This window comes from Sediminibacterium sp. GW821-FHT12F12, assembly GCF_058806635.1.
Genome location: NZ_JBXAPW010000007.1, coordinates 142,243 through 165,785, shown reverse-complemented (window position 1 = coordinate 165,785; position 23,543 = coordinate 142,243). Strand labels below are relative to the sequence as shown.

Sequence of the window (23,543 nt, the reverse complement as noted above, 5' to 3'; positions counted from 1 at the left end):
GACATTGGTCATATTTTACCCCTCACACTAAGGGTAATTTGGTGCTTTCAAAATACCCAAAATCTCACACCATGGAAACAACCGTTGCAAGGGGTAAGTCTGCCGGAAAAGCCCCTACCAAAAAAGCCAATCTCTCCATCATTGATGGTAATGAAGCGGCCGTTCATATTGCCTACAAGACCAGCGAAGTATGTGCCATTTACCCTATTACCCCCTCCTCTGCCATGGGCGAGTTTGCTGATGAGTGGAGCAGTGATAACAGAGAAAATATTTTCGGAGAAGTTCCCAAGATCATCGAAATGCAGAGTGAAGCGGGTGCGGCAGGTGCCATTCACGGTGCTTTACAGGGTGGTGCACTGGCTTCTACCTTTACCTGTTCGCAGGGTCTGTTACTGATGATTCCCAACATGTACAAAATCGCGGGTGAGTTAACCCCTACCGTATTTCATATTGCCGCCAGATCACTGGCTACCCACGCACTCTCTATTTTTGGCGATCATAGTGATGTGATGGCCGTTCGTGCTACCGGATTTGCCATGTTATTCGGTAATAGTCCGCAACAGGCTCATGATATGGCCATGATTGCCACTGCCTCCACGCTCCGTTCAAGCATCCCGTTCCTCAATATCTTTGATGGTTTCCGTACCTCGCATGAGTTGAATGAGGTAGAGATCATTCCGGACAGTATTATCTCACAGATGATCGATAAAGATGCTGTAGCCCGTCACCGCAGCCGCTCTCTCAACCCCGAAAGCCCTTCTATCCGTGGTACCGCCCAGAATCCGGATGTGTATTTCCAGAGCCGTGAAGCCTGTAACCAGTTTCACTGGAGAGTACCCGAGATAGTGGAAGCTACCATGCAGCAGTTCGAAAAACTGACCGGCCGTTCTTACAAACTGTTTGAATATTACGGACACCCCGAAGCCGAGAACATCATCATCCTGATGGGTTCAGCTACCGGCGCCGTTCACGAAACCGTAGATTACCTGAACAGTAACGGTGAAAAAACAGGCTACCTGCATATACATCTGTTCCGTCCGTTCTCCGTAAAACACTTTATCAATGCCTTACCTGCCAGCGTTAAGAAGATCGCTGTACTGGATCGTTGTAAAGAAACCGGTGCTATTGGCGAGCCCTTGTTTATGGATGTGATCAACGCTTTACATGCAGGCTGGGAAGGAACCCTGCCACTGGTGATCGGCGGACGTTACGGACTGGCTTCCAAAGAATTTAATACCGGTATGGTAAAAGGCATTTTTGATGAACTGAAAAAAGACAAACCCAAAAACGGTTTCACCATCGGTATCGAAGATGATGTAACCCATACCAGTCTTGCTTACGATAAAACCTTCTCCCTCGAAGACCAGCACCTGTTCCGCGGCCTGTTCTTTGGCCTGGGTGCCGATGGTACGGTAAGTGCCAACAAAAATACCATCAAGATCGTGGGCGATGTTACCCAGAATCACGTACAAGGTTATTTTGTGTATGATTCTAAAAAATCAGGTTCCTTAACCGTATCCCATCTCCGCTTCAGCGAAAATCCGGTGAAGTCTACCTACCTGATCAATTCTGCCAATTTTGTGGCCTGTCACCACTTCCAGTACCTGCAGAAATATGATATTCTGAAAGATGCACAGCATGGCGCTACATTTCTCCTGAATGCACCTTATGCTACAGAAGATGTATGGTTTAACCTGCCGCATAATATCCAGGAAGAGATCAAAGAAAAACAACTGAAATTATATGTGATCAACGCTTCCAAAGTGGCCAAAGAAACCGGAATGGGTTCCCGGATCAATTCGATTCTCCAGACCTGCTTTTTTGCCATTTCCAATGTAATGCCGAAAGAGGAAGCGATCAGTTATATCAAAAAAGCCATTAAAAAAACCTATGGCAGAAAAGGGGAAGCCGTAGTGCAGAAAAACTACGATGCAGTAGATAAAACCCTGGAAAATCTTTCGCTGGTTGACTATTCTGATTACAAAATAGGTAACAAAGAAAGTGAACCCGCCATTTCAGGTAAAGCACCCGAATTTGTGCAGCAGGTATTGGCTAAGATTATTGCCGGCGAAGGTGATAACCTGCCTGTAAGCGCTTTCCCCGCAGATGGTGTGTACCCCTCTGCTACTACCCGTTACGAAAAAAGAAATATTGCCGAACAGGTTCCTGTATGGGATCCAAGCCTTTGTTCTCAGTGCGGCAAATGTTTCTTTGTTTGTCCGCACGCCGCCATCCGTCCGAAAGTGTACAACAACGACCTGCTGGCAGATGCACCGGACTTCTTTAAACATACTGCACCAATTGGTAAAGAGTTTTTCAAAGACACAGAGTCTTACACTTTACAGGTGGCCGTAGAAGATTGCACCGGCTGTAACCTTTGCGTGGAAGTTTGTCCGATCGAAAGCAAAACAGAGCCTGGCCACAAAGCCATCAACATGCAGGAAGTACTGCCCTTGAAAGAAACAGAGAAAAAGAACTGGGACTTCTTTATCGGCCTGCCCGATATAGACAGAACCCGTGTAAACAGAGGTACCGTAAAAGGTTCTCAGTTACTCGAACCCCTGTTCGAATTCTCAGGTGCCTGCAGTGGTTGCGGCGAAACTCCTTACCTGAAATTACTGACCCAGTTATTTGGCGACAGGATGATTGTGGCCAATGCTACCGGTTGTTCTTCCATCTTTGGCGGTAACCTGCCAACCACACCCTGGAGTAAAAACGCAGAAGGACATGGACCCGCCTGGGCCAATTCCCTCTTCGAAGACAATGCAGAGTTTGGACTGGGTATCAAGCTTGCTACCGATATGAAACGCCTGTATGGTATTTCTTTACTGAAAGGGCTGCGCGAAGAAGTGGGTGCCGAATTAACCGATGCCATTCTCAGCAATGTAGAAGCCAATGAAGCAGAAGTGATACAGCAGCGTAAAAATGTAACCGCGCTGAAATCGCGTTTAAGAGAGATCAAAAAAGAAGAAGCTGACCTGTTGTACCAGGTGGCCGACTTCCTCGAACACAAATCCATGTGGATCGTGGGTGGCGATGGCTGGGCCTATGATATCGGCTTCAGCGGATTGGATCACGTATTATCAACCGGTGAGAATGTGAATATCCTGGTGCTCGATACAGAAGTGTACTCTAACACCGGCGGACAAAAATCAAAATCTTCTCCGATCGGTGCCAGTGCCAAATTCTCTATCAAGGGTAAAACAACCGGTAAAAAAGACCTCGCCATGCAGGCCATTGCACACGGTTCTGCTTATGTAGCTGAGATTGCGATGGGTGCCAATGATGTACATGCACTGAAAACCATTCTGGAAGCAGAAGCGTATCCTGGTCCGTCAATCATCATTGCGTACAGTCACTGTATTGCACACGGCTATGATATGTGTCATGGATTAGACCAGCAGGATCTGGCCGTAAAAACCGGCTACTGGCCACTGTTCCGTTACAACCCAATGAAGGAACAGGGACAAAGATTTATATTGGACAGTAAAGATCCTTCCGTTCCGCTGGATGAGTTCCTCTACCACGAGAACCGGTTTGCTACTATCAAAAATAATGATCCTGAAAAAGCGGTCGAGTTCCTGGCGCAGGCCAATGAAGGAATACGGCACCGCTGGGAAAAAATTATGGCGCTAAGGGCTTTATAATCTTCGACTACTTACCAACCCCGGGGAATCTCTACAGAGGTTCCCCTTTTTTATTGATAAAGAAACGATCTGTCTGAAATATTACCGGTACCGGCTAGAAAATCCGGGAAAGAGATCGTGAGAAAAACAGCGGGATAGATCCAGCCACATCAAAACATTCTATCATTCTATCATGCACTCATTGCTCCCTAAAGTATATGTCCGATCGAAACCGTTTCAAAATCTTCCTCACCCGAGAGCAGGAGAATAAAAGTGAAGAAGCGGTCCATAACATCGAGAAATTTCTTTTCCATGGTAATGGGTTATAGGGTGACTTATGCCATTTTTAATTCATCCCTGCCCTGCATCTGCAAAGCAGTTTGTTTGGCTGTTTTGTTTTCTTTGCTCCAGATCAGGGTATGATCAGCCGTAGCTGCCGGAGTTTCATCTACCAGTACACTGTTTCCGTTTTTACCACCTGCCAGCACTGCCAGCATTAAAGAAGTGGTGATGTATTTACCTTTCATGATTCGTTTTTTTACGTGATTTGATGTTGCAAAATTGGTCCGGATTTTATTTCTGCGCAATCACACATTCATGTGAAATCCTTTACCAGTAAGGATTACAAAGCTATCACACATTTATGTGAGCATGTTTACCTTTCATCAACGGCAATTCTCCGTTTATCCTTATAGCCGGTTTTCTGCGGTTCGGGCATAGCAATTTTAACCGGTTGAAAGGAACAGGTGCATAGACCTGATCTGTTTGACTTTTATTTTCATAATACGCAGTTAGTTTTCGCCCCGTTATTCTTATCGGGGCTTTTTTTGCGCCGGTTGCAAGTGAACGGGCGGGTTTCATACGGATAATCAGCCGCTTATACCACATAAAGGGGTGATTTTCCTGTTTGCGGGTTCAAGAAAGGGTTTTGTTTTTAGCTTTGTGTATTCTACACTGCGCATGAAGAAAATTGTAGGCTTTGTTGCCTGTCTATTATTACTACACACCACCCTGCCCGCGCAGCGGGGTTTTACGTTTAACCGTATCAGTACCGATGATGGGATCGGTCTTTCTTCCAATGTTGTATACAGCGTTTACCAGGATAAAAAAGGATTTATCTGGGCCGGCACCGCCAATGGCCTGCAGCGCTTTGATGGTTCCAAATTCATCCGCTTTAATGCTGCCAGTATAAATAGTCCCAGAGCTTCTAACCTTACCAAGATCCTTCCTTACGATAGTACTTCTTTATGGCTCTGTTTTCCCAACCTGCAGGAAGTAGGCATTTATAATACGTCCGCTTTATCGTATACCAAAGTGCCGGTGAAAAGTTCGCGGCCCATTCCCAACCTGGGGGGTATTAATCTCTGGCAGGATAGCCGCGGAGAAACTTTTCTCTTTATCCCCAGATTTGGCCCGCTGCATTATGATAAAAAGAAACGGGCTTTTGTAGACGATAATTATTTTCATTTACCTGAAGGTTGGGTTTGCGGTCCGGGTTTACACGAAGACACAGTTAAAAAACAATACTGGCTGCCCTGCGGTAATAATGGATTGGCTGTTTTTGATATAGCCAGTCAAACCCTCTACACCAATACCTATAACCCGAAGAATTTTCCTCTCTTAAAGAATCCAAAACTACAGCAAGGCACTTCGGAAGTGTTTATAGACAGTAAAAGAAGGCATTGGGTATTTACCTGGGTAACGGCACATCTGAAATATTGTTTCGACTCAACCGGTAAGGAACTTACCGATACGGCCGGTTTAAACTATAATCCCGATTATTCAGAGTCGCGTAATTTTTATGAAACCAAACAAGGGCTTCTCTGGATCTCGGGCGCTAACGCATTATACAATTTTGACCGCGATACCCGCAGCTTTTATTATTATGAGCACGAGGCCGGCAGTGCCACTGGTATACAGTTTCAGTTTGTGTACCAGATACTGGAAGATCATGATGGCAGTATCTGGGTATGTACCAATAATGGCCTCTACTTTACCTCTCCGGGCAGCGGAACCTACTCGGTAGTAAACATGCTTTTCTCGGAAGCTAAGGGTGCGATTGAGTTTACGGATATTTACCAGTTACGGGGCGGACAATACTGGCTTAGTACCTGGGGCAGGGGCGTATTTACACTTGACCGTAAAATGGATACCTACGATGCGGGTATTTATAACAACAAACCCCGTGGAAGTCAGAAATGGATCGAGTACCGGCAAACCTGGTCTTTGTACCAGCACCATGATGGGAAGGTATGGATCGGTTGCCAGGCGGGTAATTTCATGGTGTATGATACCGCCACCCGCAACACCCGCTTTCTGAGCGATCCTGTTTTTGAGGGTTCTACCATCAACTATATTACCGGAGATAAAAAGAATATCTGGTTAGCCACATTCAGAGGATTTCTGGTAAGGTATGATGGTAAAAGATATAACCTCTTACACAAATTCGGATCCGTTATCACCAAGATACTGGTGGATAATGAAGGACTTTTATGGGTATCGGTGGAAGGAAAGGGTTTGTATTGCCTGAGTAGTGATGGTACAAAGATCATCAAACAATATACTGCCGAAGGTGTGCCGGGTAAAAAGCTATTCATGAATGCCGGCAAAGACATAGAACAGCTGAATGATAGTACGATCGTGTTTGGTGCGGGTGCCATGAACTTCATTAATAAAAGAACCGGCGCAATTCACTGGCTTACCTATGATGATGGTTTACCCGGTAACACCATCATGCGCATCCGCAAAGATGCCGATGGGTATTTGTGGATGATTACACTGGATGGACTTTGCCGCTATAATCCCCTCACCAAAAGAGTAACCGCCTACGGCAGAAAAGATGGTATCACTCTTGCCAACATGACCACCGAAGCAGATTATTTTGGCAGCGATGGTAATGTGATGTTTACCGGCAATAATGCGCTGCTTTATTTCAAGCCTTCGATCTTCCGGAACAAACAGCCGCGCGATGTGGTGATCACGGATTTTAAGTTGTTGAATAATTATATGTCGGTTGACTCGCTGCAGGCGCTGCCGCGCATCCAGTTATCCAGTGCCGAAAATTCTTTCAGCATTTATTTTGCAGCGCTCAGTTATCTCGAGCGCGAAAAACTTACCTATTATTATAAGATGACCGGTATTGATAAGGACTGGATCAAAGCAGACCGGCAGAATTTTATCAACTATTCCTTGCTGCCACCCGGCAATTATACTTTCAGCGTGTATTGCGAGGATATTGATGGCAACCGGTCTAAAAATCTTACGGAATTACATATCTATATCAAACCTCCTTTCTGGCGTACTTACTGGTTTATCAGTACACTGTTTTTTATCATCGCACTCTCTATTTATGGGGTACACCGCCTACGGGTAAATAAATTACTGGCCGTAGAGAAACTGAGGAACCGCGTGGCCCGCGATCTGCACGATGATATGGGAAGCACCCTCAGTACCATCAATATACTCAGTTCCATGGCCAAAAGCCGGATACAGGTTGACCCGGTAAAAACCACTGAGTATCTCGGTAAGATCAGCGATAACAGCCAGCGTATGATGGATGCCATGGATGACATTGTGTGGAGCATCAAACCCAGCAATGATAGTATGCAGAAGATAGCCGCACGTATGCGCGAGTTTGCTACCAATGTGCTGGAGGCTAAAGAAATTGAACTGGATTTCAGGATAGATGAATCAGTATTTGACATCAAACTGGATATGGAAGCAAGAAGGGATTTCTTTCTGGTATTCAAAGAAGCGGTGAATAATGCAGCCAAATATTCGCAGGCCAGTATGGTAACAGTGCAGGTTGTACTCGATAACAAACAGCTGGTATTGGTAGTAGAAGATGATGGTATTGGTTTTGATCCGGTACAGGCAGATGGCGGTAACGGTATGGGTAATATGCAAAAAAGGGCCGATGCCATGAAGGGTCGTTTACATATTTTATCAAAACCCGGCGGTGGCGCCAAAGTAACGGTAACCATTCCTTTAAACGGTTAGTATGAGTGTACCCATCAGCCGGTTTTTAAGTCAGAAGCTGCGCTTTTATACTTTTCTGTCTATTGCCTTACTACTGGCCGTGCATGGTTATAACCTGCACCAGACCTATCTGCAGCCATTTACTACCGTACGCGAACCACTCACCGTCACTACATTTTTCGAATATTTTATGGCCAACGGGGTTCTCCGCTTCCGGATCCCGTTACTATTCATCATTTCCGGTTATATCTATGCCATGCAGGATAATACCCCTTACCTGGAGCAGATCAAAAAAAGAGCCAACACACTCATAATACCCTACCTGATCTGGAGTGCTATTGGACTGGCCATTACTTTTCTCTGGCAGCAATTCCCCGTTACGGCAAACGCGGTACTGTCTGCCAAGCTTGACCAGCTGGGAGACGATCGGCCTTACACTGTTATTGGCTGGTGGGGGATAGTGGTACGCTGGCTGGTAGCGCCTATCTCTTTTCAGTTATGGTTCATCCTTGCGCTGTTCCTCACCAACCTGATCTACCCCGGTATCCGTTGGGCCATCAGGCATATCGCTATCTGGTGGTTTGCAGCCAGTTTCCTGCTCTGGATCTTTGAGCTGGGTTTTCTGGTAGTAGATGGTAGGGGACTTTTCTTCTTTTCGCTGGGTGTTTGGCTGCAGAAAACAAACTTTAACCTCGAAAAAAAGCCCAAATGGCTGAGCCTGTATATTGCCTGGCTGCTTTTTATTGGCTTTAGTGTGATCAAAACATTCATGGCTTTTGAACTCGAGCCTACCAATCCTGCCACTTATGTGATCCTGAATACGATGCATGATATTGCTGTTTTGGCGGGTATTCTCGCTGTTTGGTTTGGGGCAGACAGCCTGGTAAAATGGTGTATGCGGCAACACTGGTTTCTGTGGCTTTCCTCTTTTTCCTTTTTTATTTTCGGGCTGCATGCGCCGCTGGTGGTATACGTAACCCGGTTATTTTATCACTACCTGCACGATCTGCCTAATTACCGCCTCATTACTTACCTGCTGGCACCTGCCCTTGTTTTCTTTTTCTGTGTGGGGGTGGCTGCCATTACGCGGCGTTTTGTACCGGGTTTTTACCGCTGGGCCACGGGTGGAAGAGGTTTTTAGGAGGGTCTGTGAATAAAGGATAACATGTTTATGCGGTTGCATTATTACCCGCCACTGCCTATTTTTGGCCGGTTAAAAGAGAACGAATGACCAAATTGTTGATTTACGAAGATAACCCCCAGCTACGTGAAGGACTAACGATGCTCATTAATGGATCGGAAGGGTTTGAAGTATTGGCCTGTTTTAAAAACTGTAACAATGTAATTGAAGAAGTAGGCGCCTGGAAACCAGATGTGATTCTGATGGATATAGATATGCCCGGCATCAACGGTATAGAAGGTCTGAAAAAGATCCGCCAGGTGAACGATGAGGTGAAGGTTTTAATGCTCACCGTTTTTGATGATAATAAAAATGTATTCCAGGCCATCAGCAGTGGTGCCAATGGATATGTGCTGAAAAAAACACCGCCAACCAAACTGCTGGAATATATCAAAGAAGCGCAGAGTGGTGGTGCTCCCATGACAGCCAGTATCGCTACGCAGGTATTGAAGATGTTCTCCTCCATGAATAATGAGAAGGGAGAAGATTATAATTTATCAGACCGTGAAAAACAGGTACTGCAGTTTTTAGTAGAAGGGTACAGCTATAAAATGATCGCCAATGAAATGTTCATTGCCATTGATACAGTAAGAAGTCATATCAAAAAGATCTACGAAAAATTACACGTGAACAGCAAGAGTGAGGCAGTAGCAAAAGCTTTTAAAGACAAGTTGGTTTAATCAGTTATAATTGTGGGGGCCGCAGGCTGCAGTTCGGATGAATGTTCTGCAGATCTGCGGCTATTTCATTTCTGGTTTGCCGTATCGCCAGTCTGCTTACCACTCTTACACCTTATTCTCCTTTTATACCAACCACATTTTCATGTGATTGCCCGGCGCAGCACATACGGTTAGGTTTGCCGCTCAATTAACCGACTATGAAAAAGAAAATTGTAACAATGGCCATACTCGCTGTCGCTTTTACAGCAGCAGTAGTTTCCTGCACCGGCATTTCCGGTAGCGATAATAAGGCAACAGCAGAGACAGGCACAAAAGATTCAACAGCCATCCGGATTGCCCGTGGCGAATACCTGGTAACCATCGCAGGTTGCGATGATTGTCATTCACCCAAAAGAATGGGTGCCCATGGTCCTGAAGTAATTCCGGAACTGCGCTTATCCGGTTTTCAGCAAAATGGCCAACTGCCTCCTGTAGCCAAACAAACCGTGCAGGGTGGATGGGCTTTAATGGCGATGGATATGACCGCCGCTGTGGGTCCCTGGGGTATTTCTTATGCCGCCAATATCAGTTCAGACAGCACCGGTATCGGCAGCTGGAAAGAAGAGAATTTTATCCGCGCCATCCGCGAAGGAAAATCAAAAGGGCTGGAAGGAAATCGCCCCTTATTACCACCTATGCCATGGCCTGGTTATAAAAATATGACAGATGAAGACCTGAAATCCATCTTCGCTTATCTGAAAGCCACCAAACCTGTGCATAATGTGGTACCTCAACCGGTTCCATTTGCAGCCATCAAATAATACATCCTTTCTTGAAAAACCCGGCCGCAGATTTCTCTGCGGCCTTTGTTTGCCGGAGTAACGCTAATGCTGCCGCTCCTCACCTGCATCTTCCTTTTATCCCAACCACATTTTCATGTGATTGTACTGCCCTTCGTACACCTGTAGGTTTGTGCCAGATTTAACTGTCTGAGAAATGAAACGAATAAAATTAATATCGATGAAAGCGGGTGTACTGTACCTGTTTCTCGCTATGCTGCTGAGTGCCTGCAGTAAAGAATATACGCCAGATCCGGTTACTACACCTCCGCCAGCCAACGGACAGAAACTGTCCAGGATCCAGTATGATGATGGCAGCTACGAAGCTATTGAATACCATACCAACGGAACAGTGAAAAAAATCACCAATCACATTGCTTTTTCCAATAACACATCTGAGCATGTAGTTTATAATTTTATCTACACCGGATCCAACGTAACAGAAATACAGGGTGATGACGGCAGTGCTGTTAAATACAGTTATGCAAATAACCAGCTTGTAAAAGCAGAGATCTTTGTAAACGGTAGTACACAGGTGGCATCGTACGCCTACAGTTATACCAATGGAAAACTCACCAAAACAGAAGGGTATACACGTAAACCCGGTGGTGGGCTTTCTACCACACCTACCCTGAAATATGAAAAGGAATATTACAGCGATGGCAACCTGAAAAAAATGACCCTGTTTTACCTGGACCCCGCTACCGGCACCCTGGATAAGACCAATGTATTTGTACTGACTCAATATGATAGCAACCCCAATACAACGGCACTGTTTGAAAACAATCCTTACCTGCCACTGGAAAGTCTGATCCCTAATAACCCATTAGCAGAAGAGCATTATGACGAATCGGGCAACCTGATCGAAACGGTTACCCATACTTATACTTATGATGCGAGCGGAAAACCCTTAACCCGCAAAACAGTAACTAAGTCAACCGGCTTACCGGAATCAACAGAAAACGCCACGTTTTCTTATTAATTCCTTGATAGATAGGTTTTTAGCTAATCGGCCCGGGTTAATTGCCCGGGTTTTTCATTTCCCCCTTAAATCCGGCACAAACCTGCATTTCACACGTTTATGTGATTGCAAACCTGCATAATCAAGGATATTTTTGTTCCATAATACAGAATATGAAAGCAGTTTTCCAAAACACCCTTTACAGCATTGCATGCATGGTAACAGTGGTTTTGGCTGCCCCCACCCAAACCATTAACCGGTCTCAGAAAATGGTGCAAGCCATTGTGAAACCGGCAGAGAAGAGCATTGAACCGGTTAAAAATCAGCCGGTTACACCTGAAAAAGCCATTGAAACGCCTATTTCTATTGAGGAAGGCACGGTGCGTTTTGCCTGTTGGTAAGACATCGGGGTTTCGATATCCGAAAAATATAGGCTCCCAGGGTGCCCCGCGGCCCTAACTGAACCATCCCTGCCGGGGTTTTGTTTATTTTTGCAGTGACCTTATAAATCAAGCATTATGATCAAAACAGGCAACCCGGTGATCAGTATCTATACCGAAATGACGCCCAATCCGGAAACCATGAAATTCGTGGCCAATAAATTATTGTATCCGGGCAAAAGCATCGATTTCGCCGACGAGACCCTCGCAACGCCTTCGCCACTGGCCAAGGAGCTGTTCAGTTTTCCTTTTATCAGAAGTGTGTTTATTGCCAGCAATTTTGTTACGCTGACCAAAACCGCCGATACAGAAGACTGGCAGGATGTGATCCCTACCATCAAAGAATTTCTGAAAGAATACCTCGAGAATGGCGGAGTAGTGGTAAACGAGGAAGAAGTGGCCAAGGTAAAACAGGAAGCCACCAATACCGTTAGTGCAGACGATGATGATATTGTAAAAAGAGTAAAAGAACTGCTGGAGAACTATGTAAAACCTGCGGTTGAAATGGATGGTGGTGCCATACAGTTCAAAAGTTACAACGAAGGCACTGTGAACCTGATGTTACAGGGAAGCTGCAGCGGTTGCCCCTCTTCCATGATTACCCTGAAAGCGGGCATTGAAGGCATGATGAAACGCATGATCCCCGAAGTAAAAGAAGTAGTGGCCGAGGCCGAATAATTAGTTTGTGAGTTGATATTGATACCTACCCTGCAGCATATTACTGCAGGGTATTTTTTTGGTGATAAGCAATATCTCCCGCTTTTCCATTCCGCGAAATATTCGGTTATCTTTATTTACACAAAGCTTGCTTATGAACCGGACAGAAATTGCCTCACACTTAGCTGCTAACCACAAAGTTTTCCTGGAACAGATAGATCAATTATCGGATACCGATCTCTGTTATGCACCCGAAGACAAATGGACCGCTATTCAGCAACTGGATCATATTATCCGTTCTGTTTCGCCGGTAAATATGGCGATGGGCTTGCCCAAATTCATCCTGAAATGGAGATTCGGAACAGCCAACCGGCCTTCCAAAACCTATGAACAACTGGTAGAAAAGTACCAGCGCAAATTACTGGAAGGTGGAAGGGCTTCTGCCCGCTTTACACCGCCGGCAATTACAGCAGATCAGAAGAAAGCCCTCGTACACAAACTGCAGAAACTGGTACAGGCGCTTTGTAACAAAACAAACAACCATTCAGAAGAAGCATTAGATACCTATATTCTGCCGCATCCCTTGCTGGGCAAATTAACACTCAGGGAAATGCTGTATTTTACTGCCCACCACGTGTTACATCACCTCGAAGCAGTGAGCAGAAACCTGAAAAATACGAATGCCGAGTAAATAAGCGTTATCCGCGTCCTATGAAAAAAGGAGTAACCAGTTCTGGGAAAAGAAAAACCTATCATTTCCTGCCCGCCAAATACGGGCGTGAATTACTGCTCGATATCGGAAGGATCGAAAAGATTCCCAATTTTAACCTCGGGGCAGAACCTCATCAATTGAGTTTTTATGAAATACTCTTCATCAAAAAGGGGAGTGGTTATTTCATATTGGATGATCATAAAATCCCTTTGCGATCAGGCCGTATTATTTTTACATCGCCGGGGCATATCCGCAGCTGGCATATTCAGCAACCCGTTAGCGGTTATGCCATTTATTTTGAAAAAGATTTTCTGAACCGTTTTTTTACCGACGAACTTTTTCTTTACCGTCTGGGATTCTTTCATCAGTACAGACAGTCCACAAGTTTGTTGGCAGACAGTACAGCCATCAGGAAATATGACACGATCCTGTCGGAAATTGAACAGGAGATACAAGAGCTGCAAACAGACAGTCCACATTTATTACGCGCCTTCTTATATCAGCTACTCGTGTTGCTGAACCGTTCTTATTCAGCAAAAAATGGTTTACAGGGAGACCTCTATGTTCATCCGGTCTTTTTCCGGTTCCGTTCGCTGGTAGAAACTCAGTACCAGACACATCACCGCGTGGTAGATTACCTGCAACTGCTGCAGGTGAGTGCGGCACAACTGAACAAACTCTGCAAGCAGCATACCGGCATTACCGCCCAGCAAATGATTCACGACAAACAGATAGCTGCCATTAAACGGCTTCTCTCCCAAACTGATGATACGGTTGCCGAAATAGCCTACCAATTGCAATTTTCAGATCCATCCAATTTTAACCGGTTTTTCAGAAACCAAACCGGCGTATCACCACAGCAATACCGCGAACAGGTATGAATTGACCTTCCTGTAAACAAAATGACCATCAGGACCATGGACTGTAGTTGAATTTTACAAAAAATTACAGCTATGTATAAGATCCTACTCACACCCTTGTTCTTTATTTCCCAACTGGTGGCACTGTCACAATCCATTCCCATGCGGTCCGGCCACTGGAACGGAGACTCTCTCAAGACAAGTTTCCATGAAATGGACGGAAGGGAAGTATTAACCCTGAAGCGCGGAACGGTTTGGGCAAAAGATGTATTGTTTGAAGATGGTATTATTGAAGTGGATCTTTCTGTGTCGCCGAAAAAAAGTCTTACCGGCATTAGTTTTCGTGGCGATCGGGATGAGACCTGCGAGAACATGTATCTACGGATACCCTTATCCGGCAGGGATGATGCTATCCAGTACGCCCCCTTTTTCCATAACGAAGATTACTGGCAGCTCTACCCCGAACACCAGGCAAAATATGTATATCCCGAAACGGGTTGGGTACACATGAAAATAATCGTGAAGGGAAATACCGCCAGGTTATTCATTAACACAGACACAATGCCATCGTTGGTTGTCAATAACCTTCGTACACAGAACCGTACCGGCAAAATCGGACTATGGTGTTTGGGTGAACAAAGCTTTTCCAATTTCAGCTATACAGCTTTACCGGCATCTCCCTTTACAACTATTCCTGAAAGAAAAGAAAACGGTTTGGTTACTACCTACCAGCTGTCGCAGGCATTTACGATCGATAAAAAAACCAAAATACTAACCTACCCAACAGATCAGTCTTTACGTTGGGATACAGTAGCTGCAGAAGAAGATGGGTTACTCAATATCGGGAAATACCGGTTTAAAAAAACCTCCGGAACATTTGAGCAGAACAGCAACGACCTTGTATGGATCAAAATGGATCTTACCAGTGCAGCAGTCCTCACTAAAAAAATGAGTCTCGATTTTACAAACCGGATCTGGGTGTTTCTGAACGGACAGATCCTTTATCATGGTGATCATAGCTATCGTTTAAAAGGATCTTTCTACAAAGGACTGATCGATAAAAGTTTTATTGCCGATGCGCTCTTCCTTCCATTACAGAAAGGAAAGAATGAACTGATGATCGGTCTCAGTTCGGTAGCCAATGGCTGGGGGTTGATCAGCAAGTTGGAATAATCATATACCGGCTGTTGTACGCGCCCATACCTGTTTGCGTTGCATTGTCTGCGCCAACAGGTATGGGCCTTTTTGTTTGCTACTGTTTTTTGCTAGCGATGGATTCCTTACTTTGAGGAAACTATGATGAGTATAGCAGAGATTTATCAACAGTTCATCAGTGGTCTGCAGCAAACCGGCCCTATCGAATTCATCGCCGTATTGGCGGGGATTGGCAGCGTTTGGTTTAGCCGGAAGGAAAATATTTTAGTGTATCCCGTAGGCCTTATTAATACTATTTTCTACATCTATCTAAGCATCAAGGGTCATTTACTCGGCGAAGCCAGTGTAAATCTTTACTACAGTATTATGAGTATTTATGGCTGGATTCTCTGGTCGCGGAAAGACAAAACAAAACAAGAGCTGGTGCTGCATATTACCTACAGCAGCCGTAAAGAGTGGATACAGCAGTTACTCTTTTTTGCCGTTTTTTACGTGGCCATCTTTACTGCCTTAACCTGGGCACAAAAAGCTTTTGCCCCCGAAGCTATTCCCTGGGCCGATGCATTTGCTTCTGCCACGGCCTATACCGGTATGTGGCTCATGGCCCGAAAGAAAGTAGAAAGCTGGCTCTGGTGGATCGCAACAAATATGGCATCTATCCCGTTATACTTTATCAAGGGGTATGTTTTTACAAGTGTGCAGTTTGTGGTATTGTTTGTATTGGCGATAGCGGGGTGGGTGGAGTGGAGGAGGAGGGTGGGGAACAGACGAACTGATGAACAGACGAACAGACGAACAGGGGAAGAGGGGGGGTAAAATACGCGAGTAGTGTGCGGGAAATACGGTTGGTAGGTTTGGTAAAGTTTAGCACTTTGTATTAAGCTAAACCATAGTCGGATGAACCGTTATTATGATTTGAGTGATCGATTAATCGATTTTGCTGTTACAATGATCAAAATGGCTGATCGACTTCCAAAAAATCTGGCGGGGACACATCTTGCTAACCAGTTAACAAGGAGTGGAAGCTCGCCCGCCTTGCTTTATGGAGAGGCACAATCGGCTGAGTCACGATCGGATTTTATACATAAAATGAAAATTGCTTTAAAAGAACTTCGGGAAAGCGGCAACTGCCTGAAAATTATTAATAAACTGAACTGGCTGGAAGACAATACTATTAATGCTGTTCAACGTGAATGTAATGAACTGATCAGCATTTTTGTAAAAAGTATTGCTACTGCTCAAAAGAATAAGGAGACTGAAAAGTAAAGAAACAAAGATGGTGCGTTTAACTTCATTGGTCTGTTCCTTGCTCTTCTGTTCGTCTGTTCATCTGTTCGATATTCAACAAAATACATGATCAAAAAAGTCGTCATCATCGGCCCCGAATCTACCGGCAAAAGCACTTTATGCGAATTACTCGCACAGCATTACCGTATGCAGTGGTGCCCGGAGTTCGCGAGGGAATACCTGCTTACCAACGGTAAGAACTATACGTTTGATGACCTGCTCACCATTGCCAAAGGACAACTGGCACTGGAGGATGAGTATACATCGCTGGTAAATAGCCAGTGGTCGATGGTGAATGAACGCACCTGGGTGAACCCACATGATCTGACCAGCTCTGATCAATCACCCCTGCTTTTTGTGGATACCGATATGTATGTAATGAAAGTCTGGTGCGAATATGTGTTCGGCAAATGCCACCAGTTTATTCTGGACCAGGTAGTGGAAAGAAAATACGATCTCTACCTGCTTTGCAGTACAGATCTGCCCTGGGTGAAAGATGAGTTACGCGAATACCCGGATGAAAAGAACCGGTTGGAATTATATCATATCTACAAAGATATCCTCATCAACCAATCTGTACCCTGGGTAGAGATCAGCGGCAGTTATGAAGACAGACTCACTACTTCCATTGCGGCGGTAGAAACCTATCTGCGTTAGGTTTATTTCAGCAAGGCCAGCACATCTTCGTCATCCTCAATATTATTCATCTGCTGCAGAATCTGTGGGTATCGCCAGGATACGCGCCGGCTCATCGGTTTTACTGTAAACCGTTTGGGGTTGGGTAAACAGGCAATGATCATGGCCGCTTCGGCACGGCTGAGATTTTTGGCTTTTTTACCAAAATATTTCTGTGCCGCCGCTTCAATACCAAAAATGCCCGGACCCATTTCAATTGTGTTCAGGTACACTTCCAGGATCCGGTTTTTGCCCCAGATCCATTCGATCATTTTGGTGAAATACATTTCCGGCACTTTCCGGATGTATTTGGTGATGCCTCCTCCCTGCCATAAAAAAACATTTTTGGCCACCTGTTGTGTAATGGTACTGGCACCACCGCCCAGGGGGATCTTGGTTTTTTTCCCTTTCTTTTTGGGCTTGAGGCTTTTTTCAATCGCGTCCCAGTCAAAACCACCATGATCAGGAAATGCCTGGTCTTCGCTGGCAATAGCGGCCAGTTTGGCATTGCGCGAAATTTCTTTACCACTTACATAGTCTCTCTTCAATCCGTACCCGAAACTATTCGTGATCTGTGTAATGGTAATGGGTGGCATTACCCAGCGGCAGATAATGATATATAACAGGGAGGAAACAAACCCCCAGAACAGGATGCGTTTGGTATACCACCAGGTTTTGGAAAGCAGGGTTTTGATGCGCATGAGAGGAGCAAGATACTAAAACCCGGCATACATTTTCAACTACACAATTCAGGATCAGGGTTTTGTATTGGCGAGATGGATCGTTTGCATGCGGTACTTACCTCCCAGGATAATATAGGTTTTATGACTGGCCCGCAACAGGCTGCCCACTACGAACACACCCGCCGCTACACCCAGTCTTGAGAGGTTGAGCGAGCTGAACACCTGTTCGTTCCTGATCAGGCTATTGAAGATATTGAGGAAGATAAAAGCGCCACTACCTAGCTGTAATAAGATGCCATTGGTGAAAATACTGCCGCCGAAGTTTCGTTTGGGCATGCCATAGATCTCGTTCACATGCAGTTTCATGATACCGAGTTTAGCCGTATCGATGGTGGGAAAACCAAAACTATTGGGCACCTGCCGCACATCTATCTGCTCGAGCAGGATAGAATCATTGCGGATGTTTTTGATGATGCCCTGGATCCATTGTTTGCTGCTGAACTGAAAATTGATCACACTACCCGGCACCCATGTCTGTATAGTTTGGTTCCGTTGTTTCAATACCAGCAGATCGCTCTGTGAATAACTATAGGTGATACTCCAAAAAATAAAGGCAGCAGTTAGCAGTGGTTTCACAGTTCTAAGATAACTGTTAGCGGGGAATGAGGTGTAAAAGAACTGTTAATCGTGAATGCGTGAGGCGTGAATCGTCAGTCGTGAGTAGTGAGTAGTGAGTTAAAAATATATAGAAAGCCCAAAGACTGACGATTCACGTCTCACGACTCACGAAACTCATTTGATCTTATCTCCATACGCCATAATGCCCCAGCCTAAGGCAATACCAAAGCCGATCAGGATCAGGCCTGAGAGGCGGTTGATATTGGTGAGGATCTTGGGGGTGAGTTTGGAACGCAGGCGGGCGGCCAGTGCTACTTTGGCTATATCGGTTGCCAATACAAACAGTAAACAGGTACCAAAAACAATGACCCGGTATTGCATCGGATTAGCTGCCGCCAGCGAATCGGCCAGTATGGCGGCGGTCCAGGCAAACCAGAAAAGGAATACACCGGGGTTTAATACATTGATAAAGAATCCGGATAAAAAAACCGCTACAAAATCGCGCTTGCGGAATTTCTTGGAGATGATATTATTGTCTTCGTCTGTTTTTACTTTTTTAAAAAACAGCGTATACACACCCACGGCCACCAGGAAAATACTACCTGCTACCGCAATAAATGTTTTGTGATTCAGCGCCTGGTCGAACAGGGAGGTAAAGAAATTGCAGATCAGCACCAGCATGATATCGCTAACCGAAATGCCGGCTACAAATACATACCCGGCTTTATGCCCATTATTGATGCTTTGTTTGAGGATGGCGAAAATGACCGGTCCTACCGAAATGGCAAGAAACACACCCAATACCAATCCTTTGATCACTGCCGCTATCATTGCTGTTTGCTGTTATTCTATTTCCCGAAAGTAAGTTTTAATCTTAGATTTTGTGTTAGTGCGGATACCTTTCATCAAATAGCTTTTCGTTCATTTAACAATCCGGGCGCTGATGATCTGGTCAAGCTGCGGGAAGCGCTCTTCGAAATAAAAATTTCCATATTTGTACAAAGAATCCTGGATCTGTATGGGTTGTTTACCATACCCCGCATAAAAACGTTGAATATTTTGCATCCCTTTGGTTACCCGGGCAACGGTCGTATATCCTTTGATACCGCCGCGGGTTACCGTATCCAGTTTTTTGTTGTCGGAAAGATTGATGAAGATCTGCGTGGCCCTTTCGTTACGGCCTCCCCTGGCAAAAGCGATGGTGGCTCTGGTATTTTTTTGCAACATGGGCTCGTCCGGTAATTTTTTAGGGTCCCAGAAACGGTTGGCCATCCTGCTGGCAGATACACCAAACTGCACCACAAAACCCGGCTCTACCCGGAACAATAATGCCTTGTTATAAAAACCAGTGCTGATCAGCTGGTATAACCGGTCTACCCCCAGTGGCGACCATTTACGGTAAGCCTCAATCTCAAAATCACCTTTGGTGGTGGTGAAAACGGCCCTGAAGGTTTCGGGTGCTTTTATTCTCAGTACTGATGCATCCAGGGATTGCGCCCGGATACAAGTGACTGTAACGGCCAGGGAAAAAAACAAGCACCAGCGCCGGATCATGTGTAATGATTTATTTATACAGGAATCGACAGGGTAGGATCCTGTGCTTTCAGAAATTTGTGCCAATCGTCGAGCATTGACCCCTTCAGTACCCGCGGAAATTTATGCTGACCGCCTACTTTGCCTTTGGCCTGCATAAAATCCATGAACTGTTTTTCGCTCAGTACATTCAGGCGAACGTCTTTCAGCGCACTTTTTCTTTCCACCGCGTAATCATCGTTGAGTGCTTTCAGTTTCTCATCGATCAGTTTGGCCAGTTGTACGGCATCTACTTTATCGTCGCAGGCAACGTACCAATGATGGGCAAAGAAATTATCATAGGGTACACCGGCTACGGTAAATTCGGGAATACAGATATTCAGTTCTTCACTGGCCAGCTGAATGGCTTTGTTCATGTTCTCTACACTCAGGTGTTCGCCTACCAGACTGAGAAAATGTTTGGTGCGGCCCGTGATCACGATCTCGCATCTTTCCTTGTCTACAAAACGAATGGTATCGCCGATCAGGTAGCGCCAGGTACCGGCAGCAGTGCTGATCAGTAAAGCATAGTCCTTGCCTTCCTCCACCTCATGTATCATCAGGGCTTCGGGGTTCGGAACCATATCACCATCCGCGTCAAAATTCTTATCATCAAAAGGAACGAATTCCATAAAAATATGTTCCCCGGTTACCAGTCGCATACCGGTGGCATGCTGCCGTTCCTGGTAAGCAATAAAACCCTCACTGGCGAGATAGGTTTCGATATAATTGATCGGTTTACCCAGCAGTTTTTCAAACCCTTTTTTATAGGGTTCAAAACTGACACCCCCGTGTACAAAAAAAGCGAGGTTGGGCCACATTTCGTGGATATTATTCAGTTTATACCGCTGGATGATCATCTCCATACACATCTGGATCCAGGCGGGTACGCCTATCACAAAGCCAATATCCCATTCAGGCGCTTTTTCTACAATCTCCTCGAGTTTTTTATTCCAGTCTTTCTGCCTCGCTATTTCCTTACCCGGTTTATAAAAGGGCTGGAACCAGAAAGGCGCTTTTTTTACGGTAATGCCACTCAGATCGCCGGCATAATAACCCGGCCCTTTCTGCAGATCGGTACTGCCGCCCAGCGTAAGCCAGCCTTTACTGATGGAACTGAAGGGAATATCTTCATAGGTACGCAGGCTCAACAGTTGTTTGATCATGACGATCTTATTACCCCTTAGCAGATCATTGGTGATGGGGATATATTTACTGGCCGACTCGCTGGTACCGCTGCTGAGCGCATAATACTGGATCTTACCCGGCCAGCAAATGTCTGATTTGCCTTCAAGGGTTTTATGCCACCACTCTTTATAGATCTTGTTATAGTTAAAAGTAGGAACCAGTTCCTGGAATTTTTTCCCGGGGTGTTTGCTGAGGAGGATCTCGTCGAAAAGGTATTGCTGACCAAACTCGGTAAACCTGGCTTTGCGGAGCAGCTTTTTCAATACTTTGATCTGCTGCCTGCGCGGATTGTTCTGCGGCAGCCGGAGTGCTTTTAAAATGGTATTAGGAAGCTTGATATCAAGTATAGCCATCGTTAGAAGCCGGTTTTTAGAAGCTACGAAGCTAACGCAAATGCCGTAATTATGCTACGATTTGTGATGAGCCACCGCCTTTCCTTTACCTGTATCATCCTCCCAGTTGGCGGTAATAGCGAACCACTGTATGGGCATCTTCCCACCAGTCGTACTGTTTGGCATAACGCCGATCAGCCTGTTCCCGTGCATCAGGAGAGAGTACGGTGTGTTTTCCCATGAAAGTTACAACACCCGCTTTGATGACAGGTAATCTGTTTAATGCAGAAGTATAACCCACCCATGTTCGTTTACCCAGCAATACAAGAAAAATATTTTGCAGAAAACCGCCAAACCTGGGTTGCAGAAAAAGATGCAGGGGCAGGGTTATCAAAAAGAGTATCGCTATGGCCAGATCAACCAACCTTTTCATTCGTTGCTGATAGGGTTCTGCAATGGCATACGAAACAAAGGGTGTGATGATACTTGTGCCGGGTGCCCCTGTTTGACTACCCACTATGCTGTTACTACCGGATTCATGAAACAGGAAGCGGAGTGGTTGTTGGCGGCAGGCCTGCATTACCGGCAATACCTCCTGTAGCCCGAGATCGCCGATACAAAAGATCACTCTTTTAATACCCAGTTGGGTACTAAGGGTGGGCAATGCTGCCAGCGCACCTATGGCTTCCTCATCACCAGCCCGCGGCGATAGGCGACCGAGCAGCCATTCATCCATCATTTCTTTTTGGAGAAGCGGAAGCAGCTTACGGTAATCTCCGGCAGAAGCCACCACCACCGTTGCGTCTTCTTCGCTGCTTTGTCCCGGCTGTTGAAAGAACCTGCGCACCAGCAACATGATTACTACCGCCAGTAAACTGCCCCATAACATTACCCCCCTGGAAAAGCGAAGACTTTCGGGCAGGAGCGAATACAGGGCCAACAGGCTGATTACAGCAAACAGGAGCGATGAGAACAGCTGCGAGATCCGCCTTCGCTGATCATACAAACCCGCAAAAGCAGCCGACAACACAAATAACAAAGCGCATAGCAGAAGGCCATAGTCCAGCAGATGCACCCCAAAATCTTTCCCGTTGCGGAACTGCTGTACCCAGAAAAAACGAAAGGATAGCAGGCTGATCCACACAGTAAGCAGATCCGCAAGGGGCCATAGTAAAGGTTTTGTCAAACGTTTTCCTGCAGACAGGAACCCGCGTAATACAATGGCCACCTGTAAAAATAATACCAGCAATTTTCCGCCACTGCCCCGGTAATGTTTACGCACAAATACCTGCATGGCTTCATAAAAATATTTTACATGGCGCAGACTATTACTACCCGCACTTTCACCTTTAAAATGCAGGATGGTGGTACCGGCAAAATAATGGTTCTCATATCCCGCCTGGCGGATGCGGTAACTCAGGTCAATATCCTCCCCATACAAAAAATAATTTTCATCAAACCCCTGTAACTGCAAAAGCAGCTCTCTTTTTACCAGTAAACAGGCACCCGCCAGTACGGCTACTTTATGATTGGCGAACTCATCCAGGTTGCCCAATGCATAACGGTTAAACAATCCCGAACGGGGAAAAAGGCCAGCCAGTCCGGTAAGTTTGAAAAAAGCAGTGAGCGGGGAAGGAAACGATCGTTTACTCTCCGGTAAAAACCGGCCCTTCCCATCCACCATCCTCACACCGAGCGCACCGGCAGCAGGTTCTGCTTTGATATAGGACAGACATGACCGGAATGCGTCTTCCGGAACCAGTGTATCCGGGTTCAGAAACAGCACATATTCGCCGGTGCAAAGCGGCAGCACCTGGTTATTGGCTTTGGCAAAACCGGGATTATTCTGATTTGTAATGAATCTGATGGAAGGAAACAGCGGTTTCAGGTATTCGACACTGCCATCGGTAGAGCCATTATCGATCACAAAACATTCCATGTCCAGTCCGGCAGATGCCCGTAACACGGAATGCAGGCATTGTTCGAGAAAATACCTGACATTATAATTAACTATGATGATGGATAGTTGCACGGTCTGATTCTGGGTACAAGATACTGGATTCCGGGTGCCGGATGCCGGATAGCGGCAGCCAGAATAGATAGCTTGGTGGTCTTTTCTTA

Annotated in this window: 21 protein-coding genes; 14 read left to right on the top strand and 7 right to left on the bottom strand. The window is 45.6% G+C overall.

The window, feature by feature from the left end; genetic code table 11:
* The first annotated feature begins 71 nt into the window (after positions 1–71).
* Positions 72–3,647, top strand: a complete 3,576-nt coding sequence (nifJ, locus tag AC1RNB_RS11930; protein ID WP_493083061.1) for a pyruvate:ferredoxin (flavodoxin) oxidoreductase — start codon at positions 72–74, stop codon at positions 3,645–3,647.
* Between the two features lie 314 nt (positions 3,648–3,961).
* Here the strand turns inward: nifJ and AC1RNB_RS11925 are convergent, their stop codons facing one another.
* Positions 3,962–4,153: a hypothetical protein gene (locus AC1RNB_RS11925; RefSeq protein ID WP_493083059.1), complete on the bottom strand. Its 192-nt coding sequence runs from the start codon at positions 4,151–4,153 to the stop codon at positions 3,962–3,964.
* Between the two features lie 433 nt (positions 4,154–4,586).
* Here AC1RNB_RS11925 and AC1RNB_RS11920 point away from each other — a divergent pair, with 433 nt between their 5' ends.
* The 13 genes from AC1RNB_RS11920 to AC1RNB_RS11860 all read left to right on the top strand — a co-directional run bounded on the left by AC1RNB_RS11920 (position 4,587) and on the right by AC1RNB_RS11860 (position 17,011).
* On the top strand, positions 4,587–7,625 hold the full coding sequence (locus tag AC1RNB_RS11920) for a sensor histidine kinase (protein ID WP_493083057.1): 3,039 nt from the start codon (positions 4,587–4,589) through the stop codon (positions 7,623–7,625).
* A gap of 1 nt (position 7,626) precedes the next feature.
* Entirely contained in the window at positions 7,627–8,745 is a 1,119-nt protein-coding gene (locus tag AC1RNB_RS11915) for an acyltransferase family protein (RefSeq protein ID WP_493083056.1), read from the top strand.
* Positions 8,746–8,831: 86 nt separating this feature from the next.
* Positions 8,832–9,464, top strand: coding sequence for a response regulator (locus AC1RNB_RS11910; protein WP_493083054.1), 633 nt, complete (start codon positions 8,832–8,834; stop codon positions 9,462–9,464).
* Between the two features lie 197 nt (positions 9,465–9,661).
* A complete protein-coding gene (locus AC1RNB_RS11905; RefSeq protein ID WP_493083052.1) occupies positions 9,662–10,264 on the top strand; it encodes a c-type cytochrome in 603 nt (200 codons plus the stop codon).
* A gap of 175 nt (positions 10,265–10,439) precedes the next feature.
* Entirely contained in the window at positions 10,440–11,264 is an 825-nt protein-coding gene (locus AC1RNB_RS11900) for a hypothetical protein (protein ID WP_493083050.1), read from the top strand.
* Positions 11,265–11,416: 152 nt separating this feature from the next.
* Positions 11,417–11,644: a hypothetical protein gene (locus AC1RNB_RS11895; protein WP_493083048.1), complete on the top strand. Its 228-nt coding sequence runs from the start codon at positions 11,417–11,419 to the stop codon at positions 11,642–11,644.
* A gap of 117 nt (positions 11,645–11,761) precedes the next feature.
* Positions 11,762–12,361, top strand: a complete 600-nt coding sequence (locus AC1RNB_RS11890; protein WP_493083047.1) for a NifU family protein — start codon at positions 11,762–11,764, stop codon at positions 12,359–12,361.
* 133 nt (positions 12,362–12,494) lie between these two features.
* Positions 12,495–13,031: a DinB family protein gene (locus AC1RNB_RS11885; protein WP_493083045.1), complete on the top strand. Its 537-nt coding sequence runs from the start codon at positions 12,495–12,497 to the stop codon at positions 13,029–13,031.
* A gap of 20 nt (positions 13,032–13,051) precedes the next feature.
* Positions 13,052–13,933, top strand: a complete 882-nt coding sequence (locus AC1RNB_RS11880; protein ID WP_493083044.1) for a helix-turn-helix transcriptional regulator — start codon at positions 13,052–13,054, stop codon at positions 13,931–13,933.
* A 72-nt stretch (positions 13,934–14,005) separates the two neighbouring features.
* Complete coding sequence (locus AC1RNB_RS11875; RefSeq protein ID WP_493083042.1) at positions 14,006–15,085, top strand: 3-keto-alpha-glucoside-1,2-lyase-like domain-containing protein; 1,080 nt, start codon at positions 14,006–14,008, stop codon at positions 15,083–15,085.
* Between the two features lie 123 nt (positions 15,086–15,208).
* Positions 15,209–15,883: a nicotinamide riboside transporter PnuC gene (pnuC, locus tag AC1RNB_RS11870; RefSeq protein ID WP_493083040.1), complete on the top strand. Its 675-nt coding sequence runs from the start codon at positions 15,209–15,211 to the stop codon at positions 15,881–15,883.
* Between the two features lie 81 nt (positions 15,884–15,964).
* Positions 15,965–16,333, top strand: a complete 369-nt coding sequence (locus AC1RNB_RS11865; RefSeq protein ID WP_493083038.1) for a four helix bundle protein — start codon at positions 15,965–15,967, stop codon at positions 16,331–16,333.
* A gap of 87 nt (positions 16,334–16,420) precedes the next feature.
* On the top strand, positions 16,421–17,011 hold the full coding sequence (locus AC1RNB_RS11860; protein ID WP_493083036.1) for an AAA family ATPase: 591 nt from the start codon (positions 16,421–16,423) through the stop codon (positions 17,009–17,011).
* Between the two features lie 2 nt (positions 17,012–17,013).
* Here the strand turns inward: AC1RNB_RS11860 and mtgA are convergent, their stop codons facing one another.
* The 6 genes from mtgA to AC1RNB_RS11830 form a co-directional block, all read right to left on the bottom strand.
* Entirely contained in the window at positions 17,014–17,730 is a 717-nt protein-coding gene (gene mtgA, locus AC1RNB_RS11855) for a monofunctional biosynthetic peptidoglycan transglycosylase (RefSeq protein WP_493083034.1), read from the bottom strand.
* Between the two features lie 54 nt (positions 17,731–17,784).
* Positions 17,785–18,348 carry a hypothetical protein gene (locus AC1RNB_RS11850; RefSeq protein WP_493083032.1) on the bottom strand — a complete coding sequence of 188 codons (564 nt, stop codon included), beginning with the start codon at positions 18,346–18,348 and terminating at the stop codon, positions 17,785–17,787.
* A 156-nt stretch (positions 18,349–18,504) separates the two neighbouring features.
* Entirely contained in the window at positions 18,505–19,161 is a 657-nt protein-coding gene (locus AC1RNB_RS11845; RefSeq protein ID WP_493083030.1) for a LysE family translocator, read from the bottom strand.
* A 90-nt stretch (positions 19,162–19,251) separates the two neighbouring features.
* Entirely contained in the window at positions 19,252–19,884 is a 633-nt protein-coding gene (locus AC1RNB_RS11840) for a peptidylprolyl isomerase (RefSeq protein ID WP_493083028.1), read from the bottom strand.
* 14 nt (positions 19,885–19,898) lie between these two features.
* Complete coding sequence (locus AC1RNB_RS11835) at positions 19,899–21,443, bottom strand: GH3 family acyl-acid amido synthetase (RefSeq protein WP_493083026.1); 1,545 nt, start codon at positions 21,441–21,443, stop codon at positions 19,899–19,901.
* 94 nt (positions 21,444–21,537) lie between these two features.
* Positions 21,538–23,454, bottom strand: a complete 1,917-nt coding sequence (locus AC1RNB_RS11830; RefSeq protein ID WP_493083024.1) for a glycosyltransferase family 2 protein — start codon at positions 23,452–23,454, stop codon at positions 21,538–21,540.
* Positions 23,455–23,543: the final 89 nt, after the last annotated feature.